Genomic DNA, 20,549 nt, shown 5'->3' with positions numbered 1-20,549 from the left:
ATCGATACGGCGGGCAATAAGAACAAAGCCAATTATCATCAATGCGGAAAGGACGAACACGCCTCCGGTTGGGGTTTGGGCATTGCTGATGATGGTCTGTACAGCGTCCATAGTGTGATCCCTTTCCTTCTTTGCCAATGAGTAAAGATTCACTCGCGGCTCGGCGGATTACCATCCTCCGGGACGCGCTGACGCGGCCCTGCGTCCACAGCGACGACCCGCAGCATCATATTGCCACTCGTATTGGCAGTTCCCCTGATATGACGGCGTATAGCTCGGATAGCTGGTGCCCCCGCAATTGTTGTTGGCGCACACAGCTACCGCTGTTCCGACAAGCGCCACTGCAACCAGCGCGGCAGCGGCTTGGTTCTGCTGCTGAACCATGTCGAAACAAGACATCGGCTCGATTTTGCGTCGCACCAGTTCTGCGGCGACCTGACCGCGCAGATACTGATCTGGCGTCTCAACAAACGTCCGACAGAGCGCGGCCTTGCTCACGCCCTTTGGGTTCTTTTGAAGTTCTGCCTCTGTTGTCGTGCAACCGGCTAAAATCAGGCACAGCGAAGCTGCGAGCGCGATCCGCGCCCTTGTAATTTCCCCAAGCATTGTGTTTCCCCTCAGTTCCCCGAGAAGATACTGTCACAATCGTGGATGGAGTCCACCCCGTTTTCTGCGGCTCGCCAGCGCTGAAATTGCGGGTGAAGGATTGGCGCGTCAAAAGTCACGCGAGTGTCACGGTTTCGCTCATGGTAGGGAGACACCGCGAACGGCGCGCCCCAAGGATGAGCTATTCCGCAATTTCCAGAGTTCCTGGGGGGACAGCTAGGAAACTGTCGTCGGCGAGAGACCTTGTCGGGGCTTCCAAACGAATGCGCTTGACACTCGCACTGTCGGAAAGAAGCGCTATAGCTGTCTCAGAAATCACGTAGGATTTTCCGCCCACAAAAACATATTCGCCCTTGCTAAAGTCAGCCAGGGTGTCGATAGCGCGTTTGAAATACATTGCGTTTCCGCGAAAGAACTCAGCAGTATAAGGCATAGTTTCAATACTCCCGATTGGCATTCACGGGATCTAGTGAAACACGGCTCAACCATTTATAGAAGAGCCGAATTCCAACCTTAAGTCGGAACGCGAGTACCCCCGGTCCGTCAGGCCGCTTGTAACTGTACCAGTCTGTCAGCCGGCAGCGGCCTTTGCAGGCCCTTTCCCTCTTCCCAGGGCGCCGTCATCCAAGCCTCGACTTCTTCGCGGTCAGTCAGCAATACCGGCATCGCCTTCTCATGGATCGGCGCAACGACCTGGTTGGGCTCCGTGGTCAGGAAGGCAAACAGATCTGTGGTGATCTCGCCTTCTTTCACCTTTCGAACGCTCGTCCAGTCCGGCACCCAAAGGCCGGCGAAGAACATCAACGGTTCTCTCTCGTCTCGGGCAAACCATGCATTCGGCGTCCGGCCACCGTCTACCTTGCTCTTCGGATCTGGTTCGGCAAAACGCGTAACCGGGACGACACATCGGTGCTCGACACTAAGCCACCGTTTCCAATGCTGGCTTGACGTGTTGCGGACGTTCGTCGTTCCGCCATCCGGTTCCATTCTCAGCAGGTGGTCGAAATCCACGTCCTTGGCCTTGGCCCGCAATTTCTCGGCACGTTTCGTAGCGGCATCCAGCAGGGCTTTTCGTGAAGAAGGCAGCCCCCAACGGACCATTGCCATTTCGCGGCCCTTCGGCGTGTTGCGGACAATTGGCGCCTTGTAGTCGGGGTATATGTCCAAAGACGGCTCAAGGTTGCCGAGGCTGTCAATCGCGGCTTGTGTGAACTGCCTGATCGCCTCTTGCGTCGTCGTCACGTTGTACAGATTGCACATGTCTGCCTCCCTATTGCCCAAAGGATAGGTTAGGCGCGGCAAATCGTGAAGGCAGCGCATTGATTGGCGGCTGCATCTCTTAAAGGAACCCAGATGAACGCCCCGGAGCTGAAGCTTGTTATGTCGCGTGTCCGACAGAGTTACAGGACTGGTGAGACGCCCGAAGCTGCACTGCTTACAGTCCGTTCGATGGTGTCAGCGCAGTGGAAGGCGGACCGGAAGAACGAGCGCGCCCCTTGCTCTCGATCGTCAGCGCCTCTAACTGCGCCATCTCCAAAAGGTAAATGAGCAGGTGGTATTCTGCCTCCTTTGGCAGCGACCCTTTTAGAGCTTCCAAAGCTTCCACAATGCCTGGCTTCAGTGACATCCGGCCGACCCCCTTTAGCGCGCACTAACGCTCTCATGAATTGCAATGTGTTTCCATCGCAAAAACTCATGAGTGTTCGGCATCCCTTGGGGCCACCGCTCCTATCGCGGCGCGGCCGTAACAGCGAAGAGGTTGCCCATGCGGTTCCGGCAAGCCTTGCAAGCCAGTTTCGTTGCGAGGTCGCCAAGTTTCCTATCGGCGGGGAAGCGTCTAGCCAGCTTGTGACGATCCACGAAATAGATGCGACGGCAGGCCCGACATACCCCGAACAGCATGTGCCAATCCTGGAAGTCGCCGACTTTCATCTTGCTGGCGTCGGTCAGCTTGCGTTTCGACGCCGGATCGTGAAATGGGATTTCCGCGTATTGTCGGGGCGGCCTCGTGATCTCGATCCGGGCGAGACAAGGCGCTTTGCCCAAGCCTTCGCGGACACAGCCAGCTTTTCGAGCCGCTGCCGCTCGGACACCCATCAACTGCCGATCCTCCGACAGCAGCGTCAGCAGGTCGATGCTCGCGCGCCAATGAAGCCCACATTCTGCAATCGCACATGTGATGCCGATGTCCTTGCCGGGATGCCAGGATAGCCAGCCACTTTCGGGACCGTCGAAGCCCATGCCAGTTTCAGGGACGTTCGAACGCCGGCCGCCATCCGCGCGTCATCCCTCGTGACATCGATGCCTCCATCAGTGCCAGTTGCTCGCGAAGGTGAACGCAATCCTTCAGCAGTGTCAGGATAGCCGCCCGGATGTCGCCAGCATGGTAGGACAGCACCTCGTCAACTGGATCGATCGCAATGGGTTCATTGACGGCTTCAGCCAGATCAGCGCACATAGGTATCCTCTCCCGCGGTGAACGACGCCGTGGCTGCAAAGTCAGGTCATTTGGATTGCCGCTTTATCGCGGCCGGAATGTTCCTAAAATGTTCTGGTCGAGCCTGAGAGTCAAGCGGCCTCTTCCGGTCGTTAATTACCATTCTGCTTGAAAGGTGTGCCTGCACTTTCCTAACGGCAGTAGGCATGCTTCCATTGCAACCTAAACAAGCAGGTGAGAATGCCTTAGACCGGAGATAATCAGGGTTTCATTCAACCGTAGTGCAATTATCGAATTATGAACCGGATTTCCTCGCCCGTTCTCGGGTTCACAATTGTCCTGACCTGCGTGGGCGCTGAATATTGCAGTTGTAGGAAGTCCCGCGTAGCAGACCAAATGGTGAGGTCGGCCTTTAGCTTTTTCAGCCGATCTTCAAGCTGAAATGACAATTGTTCGAACTCGGCCCTATCAACGCTTCCAGAAACAACCTCGTTTTCTAGCCAATGAGAAATGGCGGATGCGTACAAATTCGGGTACTTCGGTAGAGCACGTTCAGCGGCCTCTCTGTAAAATCTGCGTCCCTCCGAAAAATTTCCGCTCTTAAAATGCCATAACCCATGTAGCGCAAGATCAAAGATTGGACGTTGCGGGTCATGGACAAGCTTTCCTTGCACCGGTAAAATTTTTTGCGCTTCATCCAAGCGGCCGCACATTATAAGGGAAAAGATGCGGTTGTTTTGTAACGTGTCGTCATCGGGATTTGAGATGAGACCTCTCTCACAAAAAGCAAGCGCTCTCGAGTATGATCTTGTAAACGTGCAGTTTATAAACGAGCCCTGCACAGCTGGTCCGGATGAAAATGGCTCGTCATTTAGCCAATTCCATGCGAATCGGTCAGCTCGCTGGTACTCCTTCATATGGATGGCTTGAAATACGCCCGCTTCGTATGCCTGTTCACTGGGGTTCAGGTTAAGATCTACAAATTGATGCTTGGCCTTCGTCGACATCCAGACTGCTTGAGCAAGAGAATTCTCTGTCGGATGGTCCAAGCTTCGCCTGATAAGTTTTCTCGCTATCTTGTGCGCCCCATTTCGATCTTCCAGGGCGCCCAGAGCGGAAGCTAGCTCGCTGTAGTTAATCGACGCATGCTCTAAGCCTGAAATTCGCTTCAGTTGTCTAATCCCAAATTCTTGTCTCTCTCCAAAGCTATCGGCTACCGCCACCTCAGCTGCCATTAGCCAAGGATCATGTTTGATCGAATTCGACCTTTGAAGAAAATAAAGTGCTTTCTCTGGTCGGTCATAGTGAACAAATAGACGAGCGGCTGAGCGCAACACAAATCGACTGTCGGGAGAAATTTTGACCGCCATTTCCATATGCCTGTCGGCTGCTTTCGCTTGTCCCGCCACTGCGTAAAGCCGAGCAATTTCGACATGACCAATGCTATTTCGTGGCTGGTCTATTAGAGATTTTCTTTTTTGCGCTATGGCGCCTCGCAGTTCAGTTGGTGAAGCGGGATGGGAATGTTGCTTCACAGCTTGGGTGAATCGCTCCGTCACCATTGGCATTAGGGCGTCGCGCCGCTCCTGCAAATAACGAAGAGCGGCTGAGGCTCGGTCGTCGTGGCCCAGCAGAGATACGGCATCAGCGACTTCGGCTGCTGTGTAAGCGGTTGGGGACTTCTCGAATTGCCTGACAGCAGCATCCAGTATGTGAGAAGGACGATCTCGTGTTGTTGACTTTGTCGTCATCGAACGGAGTTCGTGAAGAGGTGTTTCTCTAAACGCGCGCCACCGAGGCACAACCGTTCGGCGTGTAACGTCGTCTTGTCGCTCCATTACTGCAGCCGGTGAGATAGAACGTTGAAAGCGGAAATGTATCGTTGAAGGTTGAACGTGCGAATGCCATCGACTTGATCGAGGGGATGGCCTCTGAGTTCAGGATCGGGATCACAAAGTTGACTTAGGAAAGTAATAATTTGGTCAATCGACCGCGCGTCAAAATCGTTCCTTTGCGCAAGTGCCTTACGAAGAGCAGTAAACTCCTCCGACATTGCCTCACGCCAAAACGGAATCAGATCGTTGTAAGGACCCTCCCATCCTTCACCTTCAAAGCTTGGAAGGTGGACCGGGTGCAGCCTTTCAAGAATACATGGCGTCATCATTCTGCCACTAAACAGAAAGTGCATAAGACTTCCTAGCAGGTATAGGTCACCGCATTGACGTAACCTATTGGGCAGTAAGCGTGCGCCAGGATCACCATCAAAGGAGTAAAGCGCCTCTGGTGGTGCATATCTGGGATCACCAACCACGGCGTTCCAATCATGAGGTGCAATAAGGTCTTCCCGAGTCGCTTGCCCCAAGTCGGAGACCTTATGATCGTCCGCGTACATAAGCACGTTCGGCGGCTTCAAATCGTTGTGGCTCACCTTCACACTGTGAAGCTGGGAGAGGCCCACCGCTACCTGATGCAAAAGGCGGAATTTTCGCTGAACAGTCCACTGTTCAGCGGTAAAAATCTGATCTCGAATATCCCCGTCAGCAAGCTCAAATACTAGATAGAAAACGGCTTCCCTCACGCCGTTAGCCTCGATCACTGCATCCCCGTGGTCAATCGCAAGGCACACTCGGTCCATGTTATTCCCATGACAATGATCTGACACGCAGGTCTCAAATTCATGGTGCATTAGGAGTGCTTTTAAGCGCACAAGCAGGCTTTCTTCTCCGCCTATGAAATCCACGTCCGCTGCTTTAAGAAACGCGAAGCGCCCAGAGGCCTGATCTTTAACCTTGTACACATGCGAATTAGACTCAGTGCTTTTAACAGCGGTGGGGGTGTTGAGGCTTTCGACTACTTCCCATCCAATCCCAGTCTTGTGGCCTTTTAGTATCTTTCCAGTCAGATGCTGCGCATTTCCCATTGCCCATCCTTAGTCTTTTGAAGTCGAGAAGGCAAAGCCAATAGCAGCACCGACGACTAACGAAATCAATCCTGTAGACCAAGTCTTGAGTTCTGTATCCTTCGTGCAAATTGCGACAATCAACGCGATGAACCCGAGAATAACCGCCGCGCCCGATATCCAAATTGCTGCAAGCATTTTTAGGCGTTCTACGTCGATTGGGTTAACAGAGCCCGGAGGAACAACTTCTGTTGAACTGATTTGCTCTGGTCCTGGCGTAGGGCGAATGTCGATTATCTCGGGATCATTGATCATTAGTTGAGGATGCCTATGATCTCGGCATCTAATTTACTTGGGTCCGACACAAAACCCATATGACTCCTACCTTTGTCTTTCTGACTTTTATATGCTTTCATCACGGATAAAGCGCGACGCACGATTTCGGTCTTCGTCGCCCCTTCTTCTTGCGCTAGCTCATCCAGGAAGGCCGCGACATCTGCACTCACTTCGATGTTCATTCTGACCTTGCTCATAAACCTCTCCAAAAATGTGCATTTTCTGCGTACTATATATGCATATTTTTGCGCATAGCAAGTGCGTCAGTGTGTATCAGATGGCCTTCAAGTAGGGCAACACCGCTTCACAGGCCTTTGTCGGTTAGCGTCTTAACTAGCGGGGGGCATGCGGGCACTGCCATTTCCTGCAACAATGTCAGGAATTACGCCGCGGCGACGGCCACTTGAGCCCGGAAAAAACTTTCAAGAAGACGCAAAGCAGCGATTACGAGCCCCCGAGTCATGGGTCGCCATACCGTCCGAACGGCCATAACCTATCCGGTCTCCAAGCTCCCGGACAGGGGAGCCCTTCTCCTCGTTTCCGGCTACCCGATCGGGTTGCGCTTATCATGAACCACTGGGAGGAATTTGAAACGGATTGATTGAGGGTGCTGGAAGCTGTCCACAGGTGATACGAGGGCACTTTGCCAAACCAATTTTCGTTGGACGAGGGCATGCGGCGGAAAGCCAGACCCGAAAGTGCGGTTACAAGGTCGATGGGCAAAGAGAGTTCTGTGAAAAAAACTGACGACTGGTTTAAATCGGATTCTCAAATTACTCGGTTCGCGCGAATCATGGTCTAACGTAGATCAGAGAACTTGAAGGAGGCCAGCGATGACGTCAGAAATCTGTATGATGAACCGGCTGGCTGTGGTCTTGGCGGCTGATTCTGCCTCTACTGTTACCCAGTGGGTCGAGAATAAGCGAGAAGAGCGCTATTTCAAAGGCGCGAACAAAGTCTTTCAGCTTTCTGACCATCATCCGGTTGGTCTAATGATTTTCGATGGAGCCGATATCCTTAATGTCCCATGGGAGCTAATCATCAAGGCCTTTCGGGCACAGTTGGGCCGTAAGTCATTTAATACAGTCGAAGAATATGCCGCGGAGCTCTTTAACTTTCTTGGCAAGGCACACGACTCATTTTTCCCAGATGACATACAGAAAAACGCTGTCCGTAGACCGGCGCAAAATCTGATTTTTGGTTGGATCGCCAAGGCAATCGACGGCGCAAGTGAAGAGGGGCACTCAGATCTCGTGCACGCAGCTTTTGCTTTCGAAGTAGAAAAGAGGCGGGTGATACAGCCAGCGCCCTGCATCGGCGATGCGCTCGGCAATCAAGTCGTAGGTGAGCTCACAGACAGCGTCGCTGAATGGATAGGTGGTTTTCTCGATGCCATCGAAGTTCCCAGGCCTGACAACCTTATGGATGCCGCGAGTGCAGCTTTGAAAGAGGTCATGTCTAAGCCGCAGGAAAACCTACCTACAACTGGGCTCGTGTTTGCGGGATTTGGCGACCACCAGATTTTTCCGGCTATGGTCGAGTATGTGTCATGCGGACTGTTAGGTGGACAACCTATTTGCATCAGCCAGTCGGACCAGAAAATCGACCATGAGACCCCAGCTTGGCTTTCAGGCTTCGCTCAAACATCAATGACTGATACATTTTCGCTTGGCTTAAGTTACGATATTTACTCCTCGCTGATGGTTGCGGTGACAGAGAACTTAAGATCGTTCGCTGACGAGGTGGTGGTGCAAGCGGGTGGTGATTTTTCGGCAATTGATGACATCGACAGCGTCGTGCAAGCTACCACCCAGAAAATCGGCGAAGCGGTGATGGATAAGGCTAGGCGCGAGCATTCGATGCCATTAAAGAACGTCCTGCGCCATCTCCCCGTTGAGGAAATGGCGGGACTGGCTGAAACCTTAATCTCTCTTCAATCGTTGAAGGAGAAAGTGACAAAGCCATCAGAGACGGTTGGCGGACCGGTCGATGTGGCGATAATTACCAAGCACGAGGGCTTGGTTTGGGTGAAGAGGAAACATTTCTTTAGCCCTGACCTAAATTCGAGATATGCGCTGCGACAGGCGGCACAGTTATCATAGCCCTGGGGAGAAGCATGATGAACTCGGCACCGAATGCGCTTCGGAAAGCGATTGATGCAAAAACGGTTCGGAGCGAACAACCACGCAGAGCGGACGTAGACCGCGATGCTATTATCCGCGAAAGCAAGGCTCAGTACCGAGGGTTCGTTGACGCGATAAATCGAGCGAGCGACCAGGACATTGAAGCCGCTCTGAAACGTTGTTGAGCCCACGAGGAACTATGCACGGGAAGAGGCGGCCAGTTGGTCGCCTTTTTTTGTTGCGCAGGTACATCTCTCTCTCTCTCTCTCTCTCTCTCTCTGTCGTTAATACGCGGAAACAAATTCAATAAAAAATTGAATTAAAACAATGGTTTGAATGATAGCGTATTCTTTGCCATAGTCTGATCGCGTGTTGACGGACAGACGGGTAGGCAATGAATCACGATCCCGAAATCATGGAACTGCTCGGTGACGCACCATCGAGCGGGAAGCCCGCGCCGGTACGTGTCAGGGTGAACGGAGCCGGCGCGGGCGAGGAACTGTCGATTGCAGGTGATGCCTATGAGGGTGCATCCCGTTTCAGCCGCGAGATGGCAAATTATTCGCCCGTCATCCGCTCGGCAGATGCCGATCTGCTTCCGGCCAAGGCGACCGCAGACGCCCGCACACGCGACACCGCGCGCAACGACGCCTATGTCCAGGGCGGTGCCACGCTGCGCAAGGATAATATCGTCGGCTCCTACTACATGCTGAACGCAAAGCCGGTCACGACCGTGCTTTTCGGCAAGGAGGACGAAAAATGGGAAGACGAATGGCAGGAGGAGGTCGAGGAGAAATTCGCCCTTTGGGCTGAGTCGCTCGACAACTGGCCGGATGCCGCACGCCAGAACACGTTGACTGGTCTCGTGCGCATGGCCGTTGATACCCACACCATTCACGGTGAAGTCTTGGCTTCAGCCGAGTGGCTGCGCGACCAGCCGCGCATGTTCAACACCGCCATTCAGATGATCGACATCGACCGTCTTTCCACGCCGCCCGAGTTCGCTGGTGATCCGGCCGTTCGGGGCGGTGTTCGTCGCAACAAGCATGGGGCGCCGCAGACCTACTATGTTCGCATGGCGCATCCTAGCGACTGGATGACGCCCGACTCCTATCTCTGGAAGGCCATCGACATCCGCAAGCCCTGGGGCCGGATCCAGATGATGCACATCTTCGAGCAGCTGCGCCCGGATCAATCCCGTGGCATCTCTGCCATGGTGGCCGCGCTGTCCGAGATGAAGATGACGAAGAACTTTCGCCAGATGGTTCTTCAGAACGCCGTGCTCAATGCGACCTATGCGGCAACGGTCGAGTCCGAACTGCCAACAGAAGCGATCTTCGCCCAACTCGGCGGATCGGATGTGTCGCCCGAGAAGGTGCAGGAAATGCTCATGTCCTACATGGGCGGGCATTTCAACACGCTCAGCCAGTTCATGGGCGCTGCGAAGAACCTTCAGATCGACGGCGTGAAGATTCCCCATTTGCCGCCAGGCTCGAAGTTCAAACTCCAGGGCGCTGGTCAGGGCGGTCCGCTTGGCAGTGAGTTCGAGCAGTCCCTTCTTCGCCACATCGCTGCTGCCCTTGGTGTCAGCTACGAGCAGCTGTCGCGTGACTACACGAAGACGAACTACTCGTCGGCCCGCGCCGCGATGGCCGAAACGCACAAGGCCATGCTGTCGATCAAACGCATGGTCGCCGATCGCTTTGCCTCGCACATCTACACCCTGTGGCTGGAAGAGGCGATCAACAAGGGCGAGATCACCTCGGTTCGCCGGAACATGCCGAGCTTCTACGAGAAGCAGTTCAAGGACGCATACACCGCCTGCGATTGGGTCGGCGCTAGCCGTGGACAGGTGGACGAAAAGAAGGAAACCGAGGCAGCGATCCTGCGGATCGACAACGGTCTGTCGGACCTCGAAACCGAGAACGCTCGCCTCGGCGGCGACTGGCGCAAGCGCATGCGGCAGATCAAGCGCGAGATGGGCTGGAAACAGTTCTACGGCATCCTGCAGCCCGAGGCGAAAAATCAGTCCAATGCCGCCAGCGGCACGAAAAAGGCGGCATGACGATGAAAAACGCGCTCCTCGCCAGCTTCAACAACGAACCTGCTCTCGTGAATTCGGCGATGCACACGCAGTTCGAAGCGTGTCTTGCCGAGGGTCAGACGGCGCTCAGCCGGATCGAAACTTCCAGCGAGAAGATCGTCATGCAGGACGACTTCTGGCCGTCGCCCGACAGCTGGCTGGCTGTGTATCGTCCCTATATCGTCAAGAACGGGATCTTGATGATCCCGGTGAAAGGTGTGCTGCTTTACGGCGTTGGCTACGCGATCGGCTCCTGGCTGACCGGCTATGTCTACATCACCAAGGCGCTGGAACGCGGTCTCGCGGATCCCGAGGTCAAGGGGATCGCCTTCGTTATCGACTCGCCCGGTGGTCATGTTGCCGGATGTTTCGACCTCGGCGATAAGATCTATGCTGCCCGTGGTCGAAAGCCTATGCGAGCCTATGCGGCTGAGAATGCATATTCCGCGGCATACCTCATCTTTTCGTCAGCTGATCCAGGTCAAGCAACGGTCTCGCGCACAGGCGGCGTCGGGTCGATCGGCGTGGTCACCATGCATATCGACGCCAGCAAGGCGATGGATGACTACGGCTACAAGATCACCTTCATTCACTACGGCAAGCACAAGGTTGACGGCAACGCCTACGAGGCATTGCCGGCCGATGTGAAGAAACGAATCCAGGCTCGCATTGACGGGCTCGGGGAGCTTTTCGTGTCAACGGTGGCACGGAACAGGGCGATGGACGCTCAGGCAGTTCGGGATACCGAGGCCCTGACGTTCACAGCCGAAGAAGCCACGTCGAACGGGCTTGCCGATGCAATCGGTTCGCTTGACGACGCCATTGCCGTATTCGCGGCAGACATGTCCAACCAAGAGGAAGATGACATGAGCACCAAGGACACGTCGGCGGTCGATCAGGCCGCTGTTGATACCGCTCGCGCCGAGGGCGTTGCCCAGGGCACCGAAGCCGGCAAGCGCGAAGGCGCACTGGCTGAGCGCACCCGCATTTCGGCAATCCTCGATTCCGAGGAAGGCAAGAAGCGTCCCGCCGCTGCACTGGCAGCCGCTCTCGATACCGACATGACGGCTGACCAGACCATCAAGTTCATGGCGAAGCTGCCGGCTGAACCGTCGAAGTCTCTAAGCCGTGCAGAGGTCGCGATGCGTGATGCAGGATATGCGCCGCGCGGTGCTGAAGAATCCTCGGCACCAGCCGCCCGCCCGCTGTCGCATCCTCAGCGGCAACTTTCAAAGGTCGAGCAGGCATTGGCAGACGCAGGCTACCAGCCACGTCTCATGTAGTTCGATGCCATATCGACTTGGCGGATCTCCAAAATGGGGTTCCCGTCGATGGCCAAGAATGCTCATAGCATTAGCTTTTCGGTGGGACACCAATTTCAGAAAACCTTGGAAACTCCTGCAACTTTCTTGGTGTCCCACTTTCTGTAAATAACTGAATTCATATGATTTCTGTATTCCGCCTCCGGGCACCATTTTTCTAAAAAAATTCAAAACATACAGCCGACGTGTTTCGACTTTCGCACGCACTGTTCGCGGCAGCCTCCGGTCGTGACCGCCGCGCGAAAACGCAAAAAGCGCGCCCGAGGATCTAGGCGCGCTTTGCCATTGTTCGGATATGTCGAACGGCGAACCGTCTCACACCCGTCCGAAACTATCCTCAAAGCGAACGATATCGTCCTCTTCCAGATACGAGCCCGTCTGCACCTCCACGAGTTCCAGGAGGATCTTGCCCGGGTTCTTCAGGCGGTGGACGGAGCCCTGGGGGATGTAGGCGCTTTCGTTTTCCTTCAGCGTCTTCACCTCGTCATCGACGATGATCTCGGCGGTGCCGCGCACCACGACCCAGTGTTCGGCGCGGTGGTGGTGCTTCTGCAGGGAGAGCTGCTTGCCGGGCTTGACGAAGAGGCGCTTGACCTGGAAGCGGTCGCCGGAGAGCAGGTTGGTGTAGCCGCCCCAGGGGCGGTAGCTGGTGCGGTGCTCTTCCGTCAGGCGGAAGGTGCCCTTGTCCTTCATCAGCGTCTTCACGACCTTGCCGACGTCCTGCGCATCGCTGAGCTTGCCGACATAGATGGCATCTTCCGAGGCGACGACGGCGATGTCATCGAGGCCGTTGACGGCGACGTGCAGGTTTTCCGAGATCACCATGGAATTGCGCGTGTTGAAGAGGCTGACCGGCCCACGCGACAGGTTGCCTTCCGTATCCTGCGGGCTTTCGCGCCACACGGCGTCCCAGGAGCCGAGGTCCGACCAGCGGATCGGGGAGGGGACGACGGAGGCGAGCTTGGTCGGCTCGAAGATCGCGTAGTCGACGGAAATGTCCGGCGCCGCGCCGAAGGACGGCGCATCGAGGCGAATGAAGTCGAGATCGCTCGCCGCGGTATCGACCGAGGCCTTGGCGGCTTTCAGCACCTCGGGCGCATGCGCTTCGCATTCGGAGAGGAAGACATCCGAGCGGAACAGGAACATGCCGGAGTTCCAGGTGAAGTTGCCGGTCGCCAGCATTTCCTTGGCGCGCTCTTCGTTCGGCTTTTCCACGAAGCGCTTCACGGCATAGGCGCCGCTCGGCTCCTTGTCGCCAGCCTCGATATAGCCGAAGCCCGTGGCCGGGCCCGTCGGCTGGATGCCGAAGGTCGCAAGGCGCCCCTCACGGGCAGCAGCGGCGGCCGTGTCGATCGACGTGCGGTAGGCGTCGTCGACGAGAATGTCGTGGTCGGAGGCCAGCACATGGATCAGCGTCGGGCCGTCCTTGGCCGCGACGAGAGTGGCTGCGGCAATGGCCGGGGCCGTGTTGCGGGCCATCGGTTCGAGGATCACGGCGCCGAGTTCCACGCCGCATTCCAGTGCCTGCTCGGCCACCAGGAAGCGATAGTCGGAATTGGTGACGATGATCGGCGCGCGGTAGCGTTTCGGATCGGCAAGGCGCGTCAGCGTCATCTGGAAGAGGCTGAGATCGCTGGTCAGCGCCAGAAACTGCTTCGGGCGCTGCGAGCGGGACATTGGCCACAGGCGCGTGCCCTTGCCGCCGGCGAGAACGATCGGGGTGATGAGGTCGAGGGTCATCGGAAAGCTCCGTGAAAAGGCGTCAGATCTTCGCCTGAAGGGTCGCGATCAGGTCGGAAAGAAGGGTGTCGGTGGCCGCGGTCGACGCGGTTTCGACATAGATGCGCATTTCCGGCGCATTCCCCGACTGGCGGAAATGCACGGTGTCGCCATTGGCAAAGGCCATCCGCACCCCGTCCATGGTCGAGATGGAGACGGGATCGGCGATGCGCGCATCGAAGCCGGCGCGAAAATCGCGCGAGGTCTCGACCTGCTTGAGGAACGGGTTGGCCTTGTCGGCCGGAACATTCTTGACGCGATCGGCCTTCATCACCCGCGGCGGCAGACCGCCGGCAAGTGCCGACAGCGTGACGCCGGCCTTGCGGGCCGCGGCAAGGGCAGCGATCGCCGGCAGGGCCGAATCGCGCGTCGGCAGGCGTTTCAGCACGCCGTGGTCGAGCTTGACGTCATCGCCCAGCAGGAAGCCGCCATTGGCCTCGAAGCCGACGACTGGATGGGCGGTCGCGGCATTCATGCCGGCCACGACGAAGGGCGAACCGATGCGGGTGCGCTCCACCGTCTCGAACCAGCCGCTCTGCTCGATCGCGCTGGTGGAGGAAAGGGGAGTGACCACAGTGCGTGCACCGAGAAAATGCGCCGTCAGGGCGCCCAGCACATCGCCATTCACCTGCCGCCCGGTGTCATCGATAACAAGCGGCCGGTCGCCGTCGCCATCCGTCGAGATGACGGCGTCAAGACTGTGTTCGGCGATCACGCCGCGCGAACGGGCGACGTCGGCAGGATCCAGTGCCTCGGTATCGACGGCAATGAAACCCTCGACGCGGCGGAAGGGATGGACGCTTGCGCCAAGACTTTCGAAGATCTCCACCAGCAGGTCGCGGCCGACGGCCGAATGCTGGTCGATACCGATCTTCAGACCTGCAAGGGCCGTAGGGCCAAACGCGGCGCTCCAGCGGGCAACGTAGTCGCGCGCGACGGGCTCGAAGGGCGCGCCGGGCTCTTCGCGGCCGGTATCAAAACCCTCTGCGAGGAGAGCTTCGGCCCGCGAACGCACGGGGGCCTCGTCTTCCTTCAGGAACTCGCCGTCCGGGCGGTAGAACTTGATGCCATTATATTCTTCCGGAATGTGGCTGCCGGTGATCATGATCGCTGCGGCGCCCTCCGCCATGGCATAGGCGGCGACCGCTGGGGTCGGCACCTGGCCGGCCCAGACGGGTTCCCAGCCGGCCTTGCGCACGGCGGCGAGACAGGAGCCGGCGATGCGCGGCGAGGAAAAGCGGAAGTCGGAGGCGATATAGGCGCGGCGCACCGTGGCGATGCCGGCGATGTGTTCGAGGAAGGCCGTCACATAGGCTGCACACAACCCATCCGTGAAGTTTTCCTGAAGGCCCCTGATGCCCGAGGTCCCAAATGCCGCCATGCCGCTGTCACCTTCTGTCCTTGATGTTGCGCGGCACAATTAACGCATCGTTAAGCCGGAACGCAAGCTTTCAAATCTGGTCGCGTATGCTGGCGCAAACGGCAATTCGAAACGTGGTTTACGCACGCGGTGCCGCCAGCCATGCCCGGCTGGAACGACCTTGGATAGTAAACAGAAAGGCCGGCCTCCGGAGGAGGGCCGGCCCCGCACTTGGCGTGCCGATTATTCGCGTTCACCCGTGAAATTCAGCAGCAGCTGAAAAATGTTCACGAAGTTGAGGTACAGCGACAGCGCGCCGAAGACGGCCATCTTGCTGCGGGATTCCTGGTCGAAATTCTCCGCATACTGCTCCTTGATGTTCTGCGTGTCCCAGGCGGTCAGGCCGACGAAGACGACGATGCCGATCACCGAGATGGCGAACTGCAGGGCCGACGAGCCGAGGAAGATGTTCACGATCGAGGCGATCACCACGCCGATCAGGCCCATCATCAGGAACGAGCCGAACTTCGACAGGTCACGCTTCGTCACGTAGCCGTAGAGGCTGGTGGCGCCGAACATCGTCGCGGCAATGAAGAAGGTGCGCGCGATCGACGTGCCCGTGAAGACCAGGAACACCGAGGCGAGCGACAGGCCCATCACGGCGCAGAAGGCCCAAAAGGTCATCTGTGCTGTTGCGGCCGACATCGACTGGATGCGGAATGAGAAGAAGAACACGAAGGCGAGCGGCGCCAGCATGACCACCCACTTCAGCGGCGACTGGAAGATCGGCACGTAGAGGGCCGGCGTCGAGCCGACGATGAAGGCCACGAGGCCGGTGATGACAAGACCGAGGCCCATATAGTTGTAGACGCGCAGCATGTGCTGGCGCAGGCCCTCGTCGAAAAGGGCGGCCGACTGGGCCGAAGCGCCATAGCCGGTATTGAGCGGAGACGGATTCATGGTCGAATAACTCCCGTTCGTCGTTGATCAGGTTTCAGTAGAGCGCGCGGGCAATCCGCTGCGCCGTTTCGTCGAGCCGGTCCGGACGCGTCGTGTCCGAGACCAGGGCATAGGCGACTTCGCCGATCTGCCAGTAGGCAGCCTCGGTGGAGCCGGAATGAAGAAGCGCGACCGGTTCCACGGCAAAGGAGCCGGGCCGGACCGCAAAGAGCGACAGGCGCCCGCCCTCTTCGGGCGTGATCGCCAGCTCCACGCTGGGGCCGAAGGCGGAAGGAAACACCTGGCTGTCCGTCACCTGCCATCCCTTTGGCAGTTCAGGCAGCACGATGCCGGTCGCGGCGCGGATTTCCGTCGCGTCAAAATGCGCGCTCTCCGGCTGCGAGGCCATGTCCTCGCGCAGCTTGGCGGTGGCATGCGCGCGCACCGCCTCTTCCACGAAGGCCGGCGGCTGCTCCGAGGCCACCACGCGGCTGGCGCCGAGCGGCCCGAAGGAGGAATGGGCGGCCCAGCCGACGCCGATGAAGAGCGCCACGGTCGCGGCACGCCTGAGGACGGACATGGCAGGCCTGAGGGACAGCGCCCGCTCCAGGCGCCGCGCCGCTTCGCGGGTTTCCGGCCGGTGTTCGCTGCGCGCCGTCGCCAGCGCGAGGCGCAACTCGTCCCGGACCCTCAGATCGGCCATGACGCGCGCGGCAATGTCGGGCCGTTCGGAAAGATAGGCCTCGACCGCGATGCGCCGGGCAACCGGCAACTGGTCATCGACATAGGCGTCGAGATCGGTATCGAGAATGGGGTCAGCCGTGCTCATCGCCGGAACCTCCCACGAGTTTGAGATGGGGTGTGGTGGAAGCGCCTGTCCGGGCCTCGTCTTCGAAGGCCCGCAGCCGGGCGCGAGCGCGCGAGACGCGTGACATCAGGGTTCCCACGGGAATCCCGAGGGCATCGGCCGCTTCCTGATAGGAAAGATCTTCGATCGCCACGAGATGCAGCGCCGCGCGCTGGTCGTCCGGCAGTGCGAAGAACGCCGTCTGCAACTGCCGCAGCCGCACGGAAAGATCCTGCGGAGCGGCCATCGCCTCGGGAGTCAAGTCGGCAGCCGCCGTTTCGCGCTGAAGGCGCGAGCGGCCGCGTCTCAGCCGGTCAATGTGCGCATTATGCACGATCGACATGAGCCATGTGCGGATGTTGCCACCCGTGCGGAAGGTGCCCTGTTTCTCATAGGCGCGCACCAGCGCATCCTGCACAAGGTCTTCCGCCTCGTCCGGCGAGCGCACCAGCGACATGGCATAGCGCCTGAGCGCACCAAGCTGGCCGAGCACATCGAAACTGGTCTTTCCTGTCGTCATGCCCCGTATACGCAGCCGCTGATCATTCTCTTCCCTGGCTTCGAAATTTTTTTGGCGACGGTCTGATCGCACGCGGTTCAGGAGGAAAATCTTATGAGCCGGTTAAGCTTTGAGGCGCAATCATGGTTGCCTGGGCGATCTTCGGATCAAAAGGCGGGGCTGCTGCGTTGCAGTCGAAAACCGCCGGTCGTCGTGGCGCAAGCCAGATGAACGACACTTCGAACCGCTACACCCCGTCCGAAGCCTGGAGGATGCTGCGGACCCATCCGAGGAGGATAGCATGGCTCACCGCATGATGCTTGTCTTACTGCAATTCATGGCCGCGCTTTCGGTCGGCTCCGTGTTTCTGCTGTTCGCCGTGGTTTGACGGAAGCAGAAAGCAAGGCGTGTCGGATGCTCAGGCCGAGCAGACGTCGATCCAGGCTGCGCCTGTGAGCGCTGCCATGCGGTCCGGCGCGATGCGGACGGCCGCATGAATGGCGCCCGCAGCCGGAACCACGATGTCAAACGCTTTCAGGGATACGTCACAATAGACCGGCAAAGGCCGTTGCAGCCCGAACAGGCACACGCCGCCGACGGGATGGCCGGTCTCGGCTTCCACCTCGTCGAGCCCAAGCATCTTGGCCTTGACGCCGAACCGGTCGCGGAACTTCCTGTTGTCCAACCGCGCATCGCCCCGTGTCGCGATCAGGATCACGCCGTCCGGAAGCCTGAGCGCCAGCGTCTTGCAGATCTGCGCCGGCTCGACGCTGTGACCGGCAGCTGCAAGCTCGACTGTCGCCGTGCTCTGCGCAAGTTCGATGACCGCGATGTCAGGCGCACGGTCGGCAAAGAACGCCTTGACGGAGGAAAGGCTCATGGGCTGCGGGTCCGGTCGGCTGTTGCGGCAGCCGACGGGATATCAGTCGTCGTTCGTCGCGTCCAGTTCCTCCGGCCGCAGTCCTTCCTGCCCGGTGGGCAGGAAGCCGTTTTCCGAAAGCCAGCTCTCCACGATAAAGGCGAGGGCGCCCTCGCGCCCGCCATGCTGGGGTTGGCGCTCGGCAAAGGCTGAGAGGGCCGTTTCAAGATGGGCGGGCAAGGATGCTGCCATTGTGGTCTCCCTCAGGCGCGTTTGATGACGCGGATCAGGACGAGAAGGATGATCGCGCCGATCGTCGCGTGGATGATCGCGGCGAGAATGCCCCCGCCGATGGTGAAGCCCAGCGCCGGAAAGAGCGCACCGGCAATGAAGGCCCCGACGATGCCGACGACGATATTGCCGAAAAGGCCGAAGCCGAAGCCCGACACGATCAGCCCGGCCAGCCAGCCGGCGATGGCGCCGATGAGAAGAAAGACGAGAAGATTTTCAACGGTCATGGAAGCCCCCAGTGAAGGATCACGGGAAAGATTTAGGGCGCAGCAGGGATTGGGCGAGGGGGGTTATCTTCAGAATGCCTTGGGGAGGCCGGCTTGTTTGAGCGTTTCATTTGCCGTGTGTCGCGATTTGACGCCGCTGTCGACCGTGAAATGCCTGTTGGTCAGTGGGCTGAACCAGATCTCGTGGTCGCCCTTGCCGGGGCGCACGAAACGGCACCCGGCCGCCGTGAGCAATGCCTTGAGCTCTCGCAGATACCCCGCCATGATAATCAGAAATGCGGGTTTGGGATTTTGAGAATATGTTCCGTCCGAAGGCGAACCGGAATTTCCGCCAGTTCGGGTCCCACCCCGTTCAGTTCCAGCAGGTCCGAAACCGCGTCGGCGACCTTCTTTTCCAGCCTTTCCAGCGTATCGGCCTCGACGGCCAAACCGTCGATATCGTCGCTCGTTGCGAACCAGACGGACGCTTCTTCGTCCCAGGTGGCGGTGACGACCATTGTGGTGTCCAGCATGTCATCTCCCAGAACGTGAGCCGAAGCGCTCTCGACGATGGCCAATTTAGGTGCAAAGGCCCCAAAATGCAAAAGGGCCGGCACCGCCGCGCCAGCCCTGACAGATGGAATGCCTCTCGTCTCAGACGATCCCGCCACCACCGCCTGAAACCGCCGGGCGTTTGGCAGCAACACCCGCGCGATACGCGCTCTCGCGGAAGCAGGCGATGGGGTCGATGGCGCCGCCGTTTTCGAGGCGGGCCATGGCGAGGATCGGTTCCACATCGATGCGGAAGCCCGCCTTCAGCGTTTCGCTGGCCATCAGCGCATCGTTCTCCGCCTGGTAGCCGTCCAGCGCTTGGCGATCCACGAGCAGGGCCTGGGCATAGGCGCGGCAGATCTCGGTGGCGCTGCGCATCAGGCTTTCGATCGGGTCTGTCACATTGTGGCTCTGGTCGATCATATGCGCCGGACGGAAGTCGTCCGCGCCATGCGTTTCGGCATCTACCAGCTCGTTGAAGACGAGATAGAGGCGGTAGGGATCGACGCTGCCTGTATCGAGGTCGTCGTCGCCGTACTTCGAATCGTTGAAATGGAAGCCGCCCAGCTTCTTGAACTGGATAAGACGGGCGACGATCATTTCAATGTTGACGTTGGGTGCGTGGTGGCCGAGGTCCACGAGGCAATAGGCCTTGGGGCCGAGCTCCTGGGCGATCAGGTAGTTGGTGCCCCAGTCCTGCACGACCGTGGAGTAGAAGGCCGGCTCGAACATCTTGTGTTCGGAAAAGATCCGCCAGTCCTCCGGAAGCCCCTTGTAGATCGCCTTCATCGAGTCGAGATAGTGTTCGAAGGCGCGGGTGAAGTGGCTCTGGCCCGGGAAGTTGGAGCCATCGCCCAGCCAAACCGTCAGGGCCTTGGAGCCCAGTGCTCGGCCGATTTCGATGCATTCCAGATTGTGCTCGATCGCCTGCTGCCGCGTCGCCGCGTCATTGTGCGAGAGCGAGCCGAACTTGTAAGAATGCGTCTGTCCCGGCTGGTCCTGGAAAGTGTTGGAGTTCATGGCGTCGAAGCCGAGGCCGAGCGCTTCGCCGCGCTGCTTCAGCGCCGCGACATCGTCCACCTTGTCCCACGGAATATGCAGCGAAACGGCAGGCGTCGCCCGCGTCAACTGCTGGATGACGGCGCAGTCCTCGATCTTGTCGAAGATGTTGCGCGGCTCGCCGGCTCCCGGAAAACGGGCAAAGCGCGTGCCGCCGGTGCCGACCCCCCAGGAGGGAACGGCAACGCCGTAGGCTGCGACCTTCGCCTTGACGGCGTCGATATCGACGCCGCGGCGGGCCAGCCGCGCACCAAGCGCAGCATAGTCTTCCCGCAGGTCGTCGCGGCGCGTGTCGTTGTGGGCCTCGATCACGGAGGCGGAGATCATCTGGTCCGACATCATGTTCTCTCCC

Annotated in this window: 23 protein-coding genes; 3 read left to right on the top strand and 20 right to left on the bottom strand. The window is 58.4% G+C overall.

Features of this window, described 5'->3' with window-relative positions; translation table 11 throughout:
* Positions 1–168 precede the first annotated feature (168 nt).
* The 9 genes from F3H41_RS09610 to F3H41_RS09570 all read right to left on the bottom strand — a co-directional run bounded on the left by F3H41_RS09610 (position 169) and on the right by F3H41_RS09570 (position 6,475).
* Positions 169–606 carry a hypothetical protein gene (locus F3H41_RS09610; protein ID WP_149738457.1) on the bottom strand — a complete coding sequence of 146 codons (438 nt, stop codon included), beginning with the start codon at positions 604–606 and terminating at the stop codon, positions 169–171.
* A 181-nt stretch (positions 607–787) separates the two neighbouring features.
* On the bottom strand, positions 788–1,003 hold the full coding sequence (locus tag F3H41_RS09605; protein ID WP_149738456.1) for a hypothetical protein: 216 nt from the start codon (positions 1,001–1,003) through the stop codon (positions 788–790).
* Positions 1,004–1,149: 146 nt separating this feature from the next.
* Positions 1,150–1,866, bottom strand: a complete 717-nt coding sequence (locus F3H41_RS09600) for an SOS response-associated peptidase (protein ID WP_149738455.1) — start codon at positions 1,864–1,866, stop codon at positions 1,150–1,152.
* Between the two features lie 468 nt (positions 1,867–2,334).
* Positions 2,335–2,847, bottom strand: coding sequence for a hypothetical protein (locus F3H41_RS09595; protein WP_149738454.1), 513 nt, complete (start codon positions 2,845–2,847; stop codon positions 2,335–2,337).
* A gap of 7 nt (positions 2,848–2,854) precedes the next feature.
* Positions 2,855–3,064: a hypothetical protein gene (locus F3H41_RS09590; RefSeq protein ID WP_149738453.1), complete on the bottom strand. Its 210-nt coding sequence runs from the start codon at positions 3,062–3,064 to the stop codon at positions 2,855–2,857.
* Positions 3,065–3,330: 266 nt separating this feature from the next.
* Positions 3,331–4,794, bottom strand: a complete 1,464-nt coding sequence (locus F3H41_RS09585; RefSeq protein WP_149738452.1) for a hypothetical protein — start codon at positions 4,792–4,794, stop codon at positions 3,331–3,333.
* Positions 4,795–4,880: 86 nt separating this feature from the next.
* A complete protein-coding gene (locus F3H41_RS09580; protein ID WP_149738451.1) occupies positions 4,881–5,963 on the bottom strand; it encodes a protein kinase in 1,083 nt (360 codons plus the stop codon).
* Between the two features lie 9 nt (positions 5,964–5,972).
* Positions 5,973–6,257 (bottom strand): hypothetical protein, encoded by a 285-nt coding sequence (locus tag F3H41_RS09575; RefSeq protein WP_149738450.1) that lies wholly within the window; start codon positions 6,255–6,257, stop codon positions 5,973–5,975.
* Positions 6,257–6,475, bottom strand: a complete 219-nt coding sequence (locus tag F3H41_RS09570) for a ribbon-helix-helix domain-containing protein (RefSeq protein WP_149738449.1) — start codon at positions 6,473–6,475, stop codon at positions 6,257–6,259. The genes F3H41_RS09575 and F3H41_RS09570 overlap by 1 nt, the downstream gene beginning before the upstream one ends.
* Before the next feature lie 636 nt (positions 6,476–7,111).
* Between F3H41_RS09570 and F3H41_RS09565 the strand changes: the two genes are divergently transcribed.
* The 3 genes from F3H41_RS09565 (at position 7,112) to F3H41_RS09555 (ending at position 11,767) form a co-directional block, all read left to right on the top strand.
* The gene (locus tag F3H41_RS09565; protein WP_149738448.1) at positions 7,112–8,380 is read left to right on the top strand and encodes a hypothetical protein; all 1,269 of its coding nucleotides are present in this window, start codon (positions 7,112–7,114) and stop codon (positions 8,378–8,380) included.
* A gap of 415 nt (positions 8,381–8,795) precedes the next feature.
* The gene (locus tag F3H41_RS09560; RefSeq protein ID WP_149738447.1) at positions 8,796–10,466 is read left to right on the top strand and encodes a phage portal protein; all 1,671 of its coding nucleotides are present in this window, start codon (positions 8,796–8,798) and stop codon (positions 10,464–10,466) included.
* Positions 10,463–11,767 carry a S49 family peptidase gene (locus tag F3H41_RS09555; protein ID WP_149738446.1) on the top strand — a complete coding sequence of 435 codons (1,305 nt, stop codon included), beginning with the start codon at positions 10,463–10,465 and terminating at the stop codon, positions 11,765–11,767. The genes F3H41_RS09560 and F3H41_RS09555 overlap by 4 nt, the downstream gene beginning before the upstream one ends.
* Before the next feature lie 354 nt (positions 11,768–12,121).
* Here F3H41_RS09555 and F3H41_RS09550 read toward each other — a convergent pair whose 3' ends face one another.
* The 11 genes from F3H41_RS09550 to rhaI form a co-directional block, all read right to left on the bottom strand.
* The gene (locus tag F3H41_RS09550) at positions 12,122–13,546 is read right to left on the bottom strand and encodes a mannose-1-phosphate guanylyltransferase/mannose-6-phosphate isomerase (RefSeq protein WP_149738445.1); all 1,425 of its coding nucleotides are present in this window, start codon (positions 13,544–13,546) and stop codon (positions 12,122–12,124) included.
* 22 nt (positions 13,547–13,568) lie between these two features.
* On the bottom strand, positions 13,569–14,966 hold the full coding sequence (locus F3H41_RS09545) for a phosphomannomutase (RefSeq protein WP_149738444.1): 1,398 nt from the start codon (positions 14,964–14,966) through the stop codon (positions 13,569–13,571).
* A 222-nt stretch (positions 14,967–15,188) separates the two neighbouring features.
* A complete protein-coding gene (locus F3H41_RS09540) occupies positions 15,189–15,905 on the bottom strand; it encodes a Bax inhibitor-1/YccA family protein (protein WP_149738443.1) in 717 nt (238 codons plus the stop codon).
* 34 nt (positions 15,906–15,939) lie between these two features.
* Entirely contained in the window at positions 15,940–16,713 is a 774-nt protein-coding gene (locus F3H41_RS09535; RefSeq protein ID WP_149738442.1) for an anti-sigma factor, read from the bottom strand.
* Positions 16,700–17,251 (bottom strand): sigma-70 family RNA polymerase sigma factor, encoded by a 552-nt coding sequence (locus tag F3H41_RS09530; RefSeq protein WP_149738441.1) that lies wholly within the window; start codon positions 17,249–17,251, stop codon positions 16,700–16,702. Before F3H41_RS09530 ends, F3H41_RS09535 begins: the two co-directional genes overlap by 14 nt.
* A 397-nt stretch (positions 17,252–17,648) precedes the next feature.
* Entirely contained in the window at positions 17,649–18,110 is a 462-nt protein-coding gene (locus F3H41_RS09525) for a YbaK/EbsC family protein (protein ID WP_149738440.1), read from the bottom strand.
* A gap of 42 nt (positions 18,111–18,152) precedes the next feature.
* Entirely contained in the window at positions 18,153–18,341 is a 189-nt protein-coding gene (locus F3H41_RS09520; protein WP_149738439.1) for a hypothetical protein, read from the bottom strand.
* 11 nt (positions 18,342–18,352) lie between these two features.
* Complete coding sequence (locus F3H41_RS09515; RefSeq protein ID WP_149738438.1) at positions 18,353–18,607, bottom strand: GlsB/YeaQ/YmgE family stress response membrane protein; 255 nt, start codon at positions 18,605–18,607, stop codon at positions 18,353–18,355.
* A gap of 69 nt (positions 18,608–18,676) precedes the next feature.
* The gene (locus tag F3H41_RS09510) at positions 18,677–18,871 is read right to left on the bottom strand and encodes a type II toxin-antitoxin system HicA family toxin (protein WP_149738437.1); all 195 of its coding nucleotides are present in this window, start codon (positions 18,869–18,871) and stop codon (positions 18,677–18,679) included.
* A gap of 5 nt (positions 18,872–18,876) precedes the next feature.
* Entirely contained in the window at positions 18,877–19,119 is a 243-nt protein-coding gene (locus tag F3H41_RS09505; protein WP_149738436.1) for a DUF1902 domain-containing protein, read from the bottom strand.
* A gap of 121 nt (positions 19,120–19,240) precedes the next feature.
* Positions 19,241–20,536 carry an L-rhamnose catabolism isomerase gene (gene rhaI, locus F3H41_RS09500; protein WP_188129410.1) on the bottom strand — a complete coding sequence of 432 codons (1,296 nt, stop codon included), beginning with the start codon at positions 20,534–20,536 and terminating at the stop codon, positions 19,241–19,243.
* Between the last annotated feature and the right edge of the window lie 13 nt (positions 20,537–20,549).

The organism is Rhizobium sp. RU20A, from assembly GCF_900155885.1.
GTDB lineage: Bacteria > Pseudomonadota > Alphaproteobacteria > Rhizobiales > Rhizobiaceae > RU20A.
The sequence above is the reverse complement of the archived record's forward strand: the minus strand, read 5'-3'. Positions and strand labels throughout refer to the sequence as shown.

Coding starts and splice junctions, on each gene's coding strand:
- F3H41_RS09610 (WP_149738457.1), bottom strand. CDS start 606: ATGCTTGGGGAAATTACAAGGGCGCGGATCGCGCTCGCAGCTTCGCTG.
- F3H41_RS09605 (WP_149738456.1), bottom strand. CDS start 1,003: ATGTATTTCAAACGCGCTATCGACACCCTGGCTGACTTTAGCAAGGGC.
- F3H41_RS09600 (WP_149738455.1), bottom strand. CDS start 1,866: ATGTGCAATCTGTACAACGTGACGACGACGCAAGAGGCGATCAGGCAG.
- F3H41_RS09595 (WP_149738454.1), bottom strand. CDS start 2,847: ATGGGCTTCGACGGTCCCGAAAGTGGCTGGCTATCCTGGCATCCCGGC.
- F3H41_RS09590 (WP_149738453.1), bottom strand. CDS start 3,064: ATGTGCGCTGATCTGGCTGAAGCCGTCAATGAACCCATTGCGATCGAT.
- F3H41_RS09585 (WP_149738452.1), bottom strand. CDS start 4,794: ATGACGACAAAGTCAACAACACGAGATCGTCCTTCTCACATACTGGAT.
- F3H41_RS09580 (WP_149738451.1), bottom strand. CDS start 5,963: ATGGGAAATGCGCAGCATCTGACTGGAAAGATACTAAAAGGCCACAAG.
- F3H41_RS09575 (WP_149738450.1), bottom strand. CDS start 6,257: ATGATCAATGATCCCGAGATAATCGACATTCGCCCTACGCCAGGACCA.
- F3H41_RS09570 (WP_149738449.1), bottom strand. CDS start 6,475: ATGAGCAAGGTCAGAATGAACATCGAAGTGAGTGCAGATGTCGCGGCC.
- F3H41_RS09565 (WP_149738448.1), top strand. CDS start 7,112: ATGACGTCAGAAATCTGTATGATGAACCGGCTGGCTGTGGTCTTGGCG.
- F3H41_RS09560 (WP_149738447.1), top strand. CDS start 8,796: ATGAATCACGATCCCGAAATCATGGAACTGCTCGGTGACGCACCATCG.
- F3H41_RS09555 (WP_149738446.1), top strand. CDS start 10,463: ATGACGATGAAAAACGCGCTCCTCGCCAGCTTCAACAACGAACCTGCT.
- F3H41_RS09550 (WP_149738445.1), bottom strand. CDS start 13,546: ATGACCCTCGACCTCATCACCCCGATCGTTCTCGCCGGCGGCAAGGGC.
- F3H41_RS09545 (WP_149738444.1), bottom strand. CDS start 14,966: ATGGCGGCATTTGGGACCTCGGGCATCAGGGGCCTTCAGGAAAACTTC.
- F3H41_RS09540 (WP_149738443.1), bottom strand. CDS start 15,905: ATGAATCCGTCTCCGCTCAATACCGGCTATGGCGCTTCGGCCCAGTCG.
- F3H41_RS09535 (WP_149738442.1), bottom strand. CDS start 16,713: ATGAGCACGGCTGACCCCATTCTCGATACCGATCTCGACGCCTATGTC.
- F3H41_RS09530 (WP_149738441.1), bottom strand. CDS start 17,251: ATGACGACAGGAAAGACCAGTTTCGATGTGCTCGGCCAGCTTGGTGCG.
- F3H41_RS09525 (WP_149738440.1), bottom strand. CDS start 18,110: ATGAGCCTTTCCTCCGTCAAGGCGTTCTTTGCCGACCGTGCGCCTGAC.
- F3H41_RS09520 (WP_149738439.1), bottom strand. CDS start 18,341: ATGGCAGCATCCTTGCCCGCCCATCTTGAAACGGCCCTCTCAGCCTTT.
- F3H41_RS09515 (WP_149738438.1), bottom strand. CDS start 18,607: ATGACCGTTGAAAATCTTCTCGTCTTTCTTCTCATCGGCGCCATCGCC.
- F3H41_RS09510 (WP_149738437.1), bottom strand. CDS start 18,871: ATGGCGGGGTATCTGCGAGAGCTCAAGGCATTGCTCACGGCGGCCGGG.
- F3H41_RS09505 (WP_149738436.1), bottom strand. CDS start 19,119: ATGCTGGACACCACAATGGTCGTCACCGCCACCTGGGACGAAGAAGCG.
- rhaI (WP_188129410.1), bottom strand. CDS start 20,536: ATGTCGGACCAGATGATCTCCGCCTCCGTGATCGAGGCCCACAACGAC.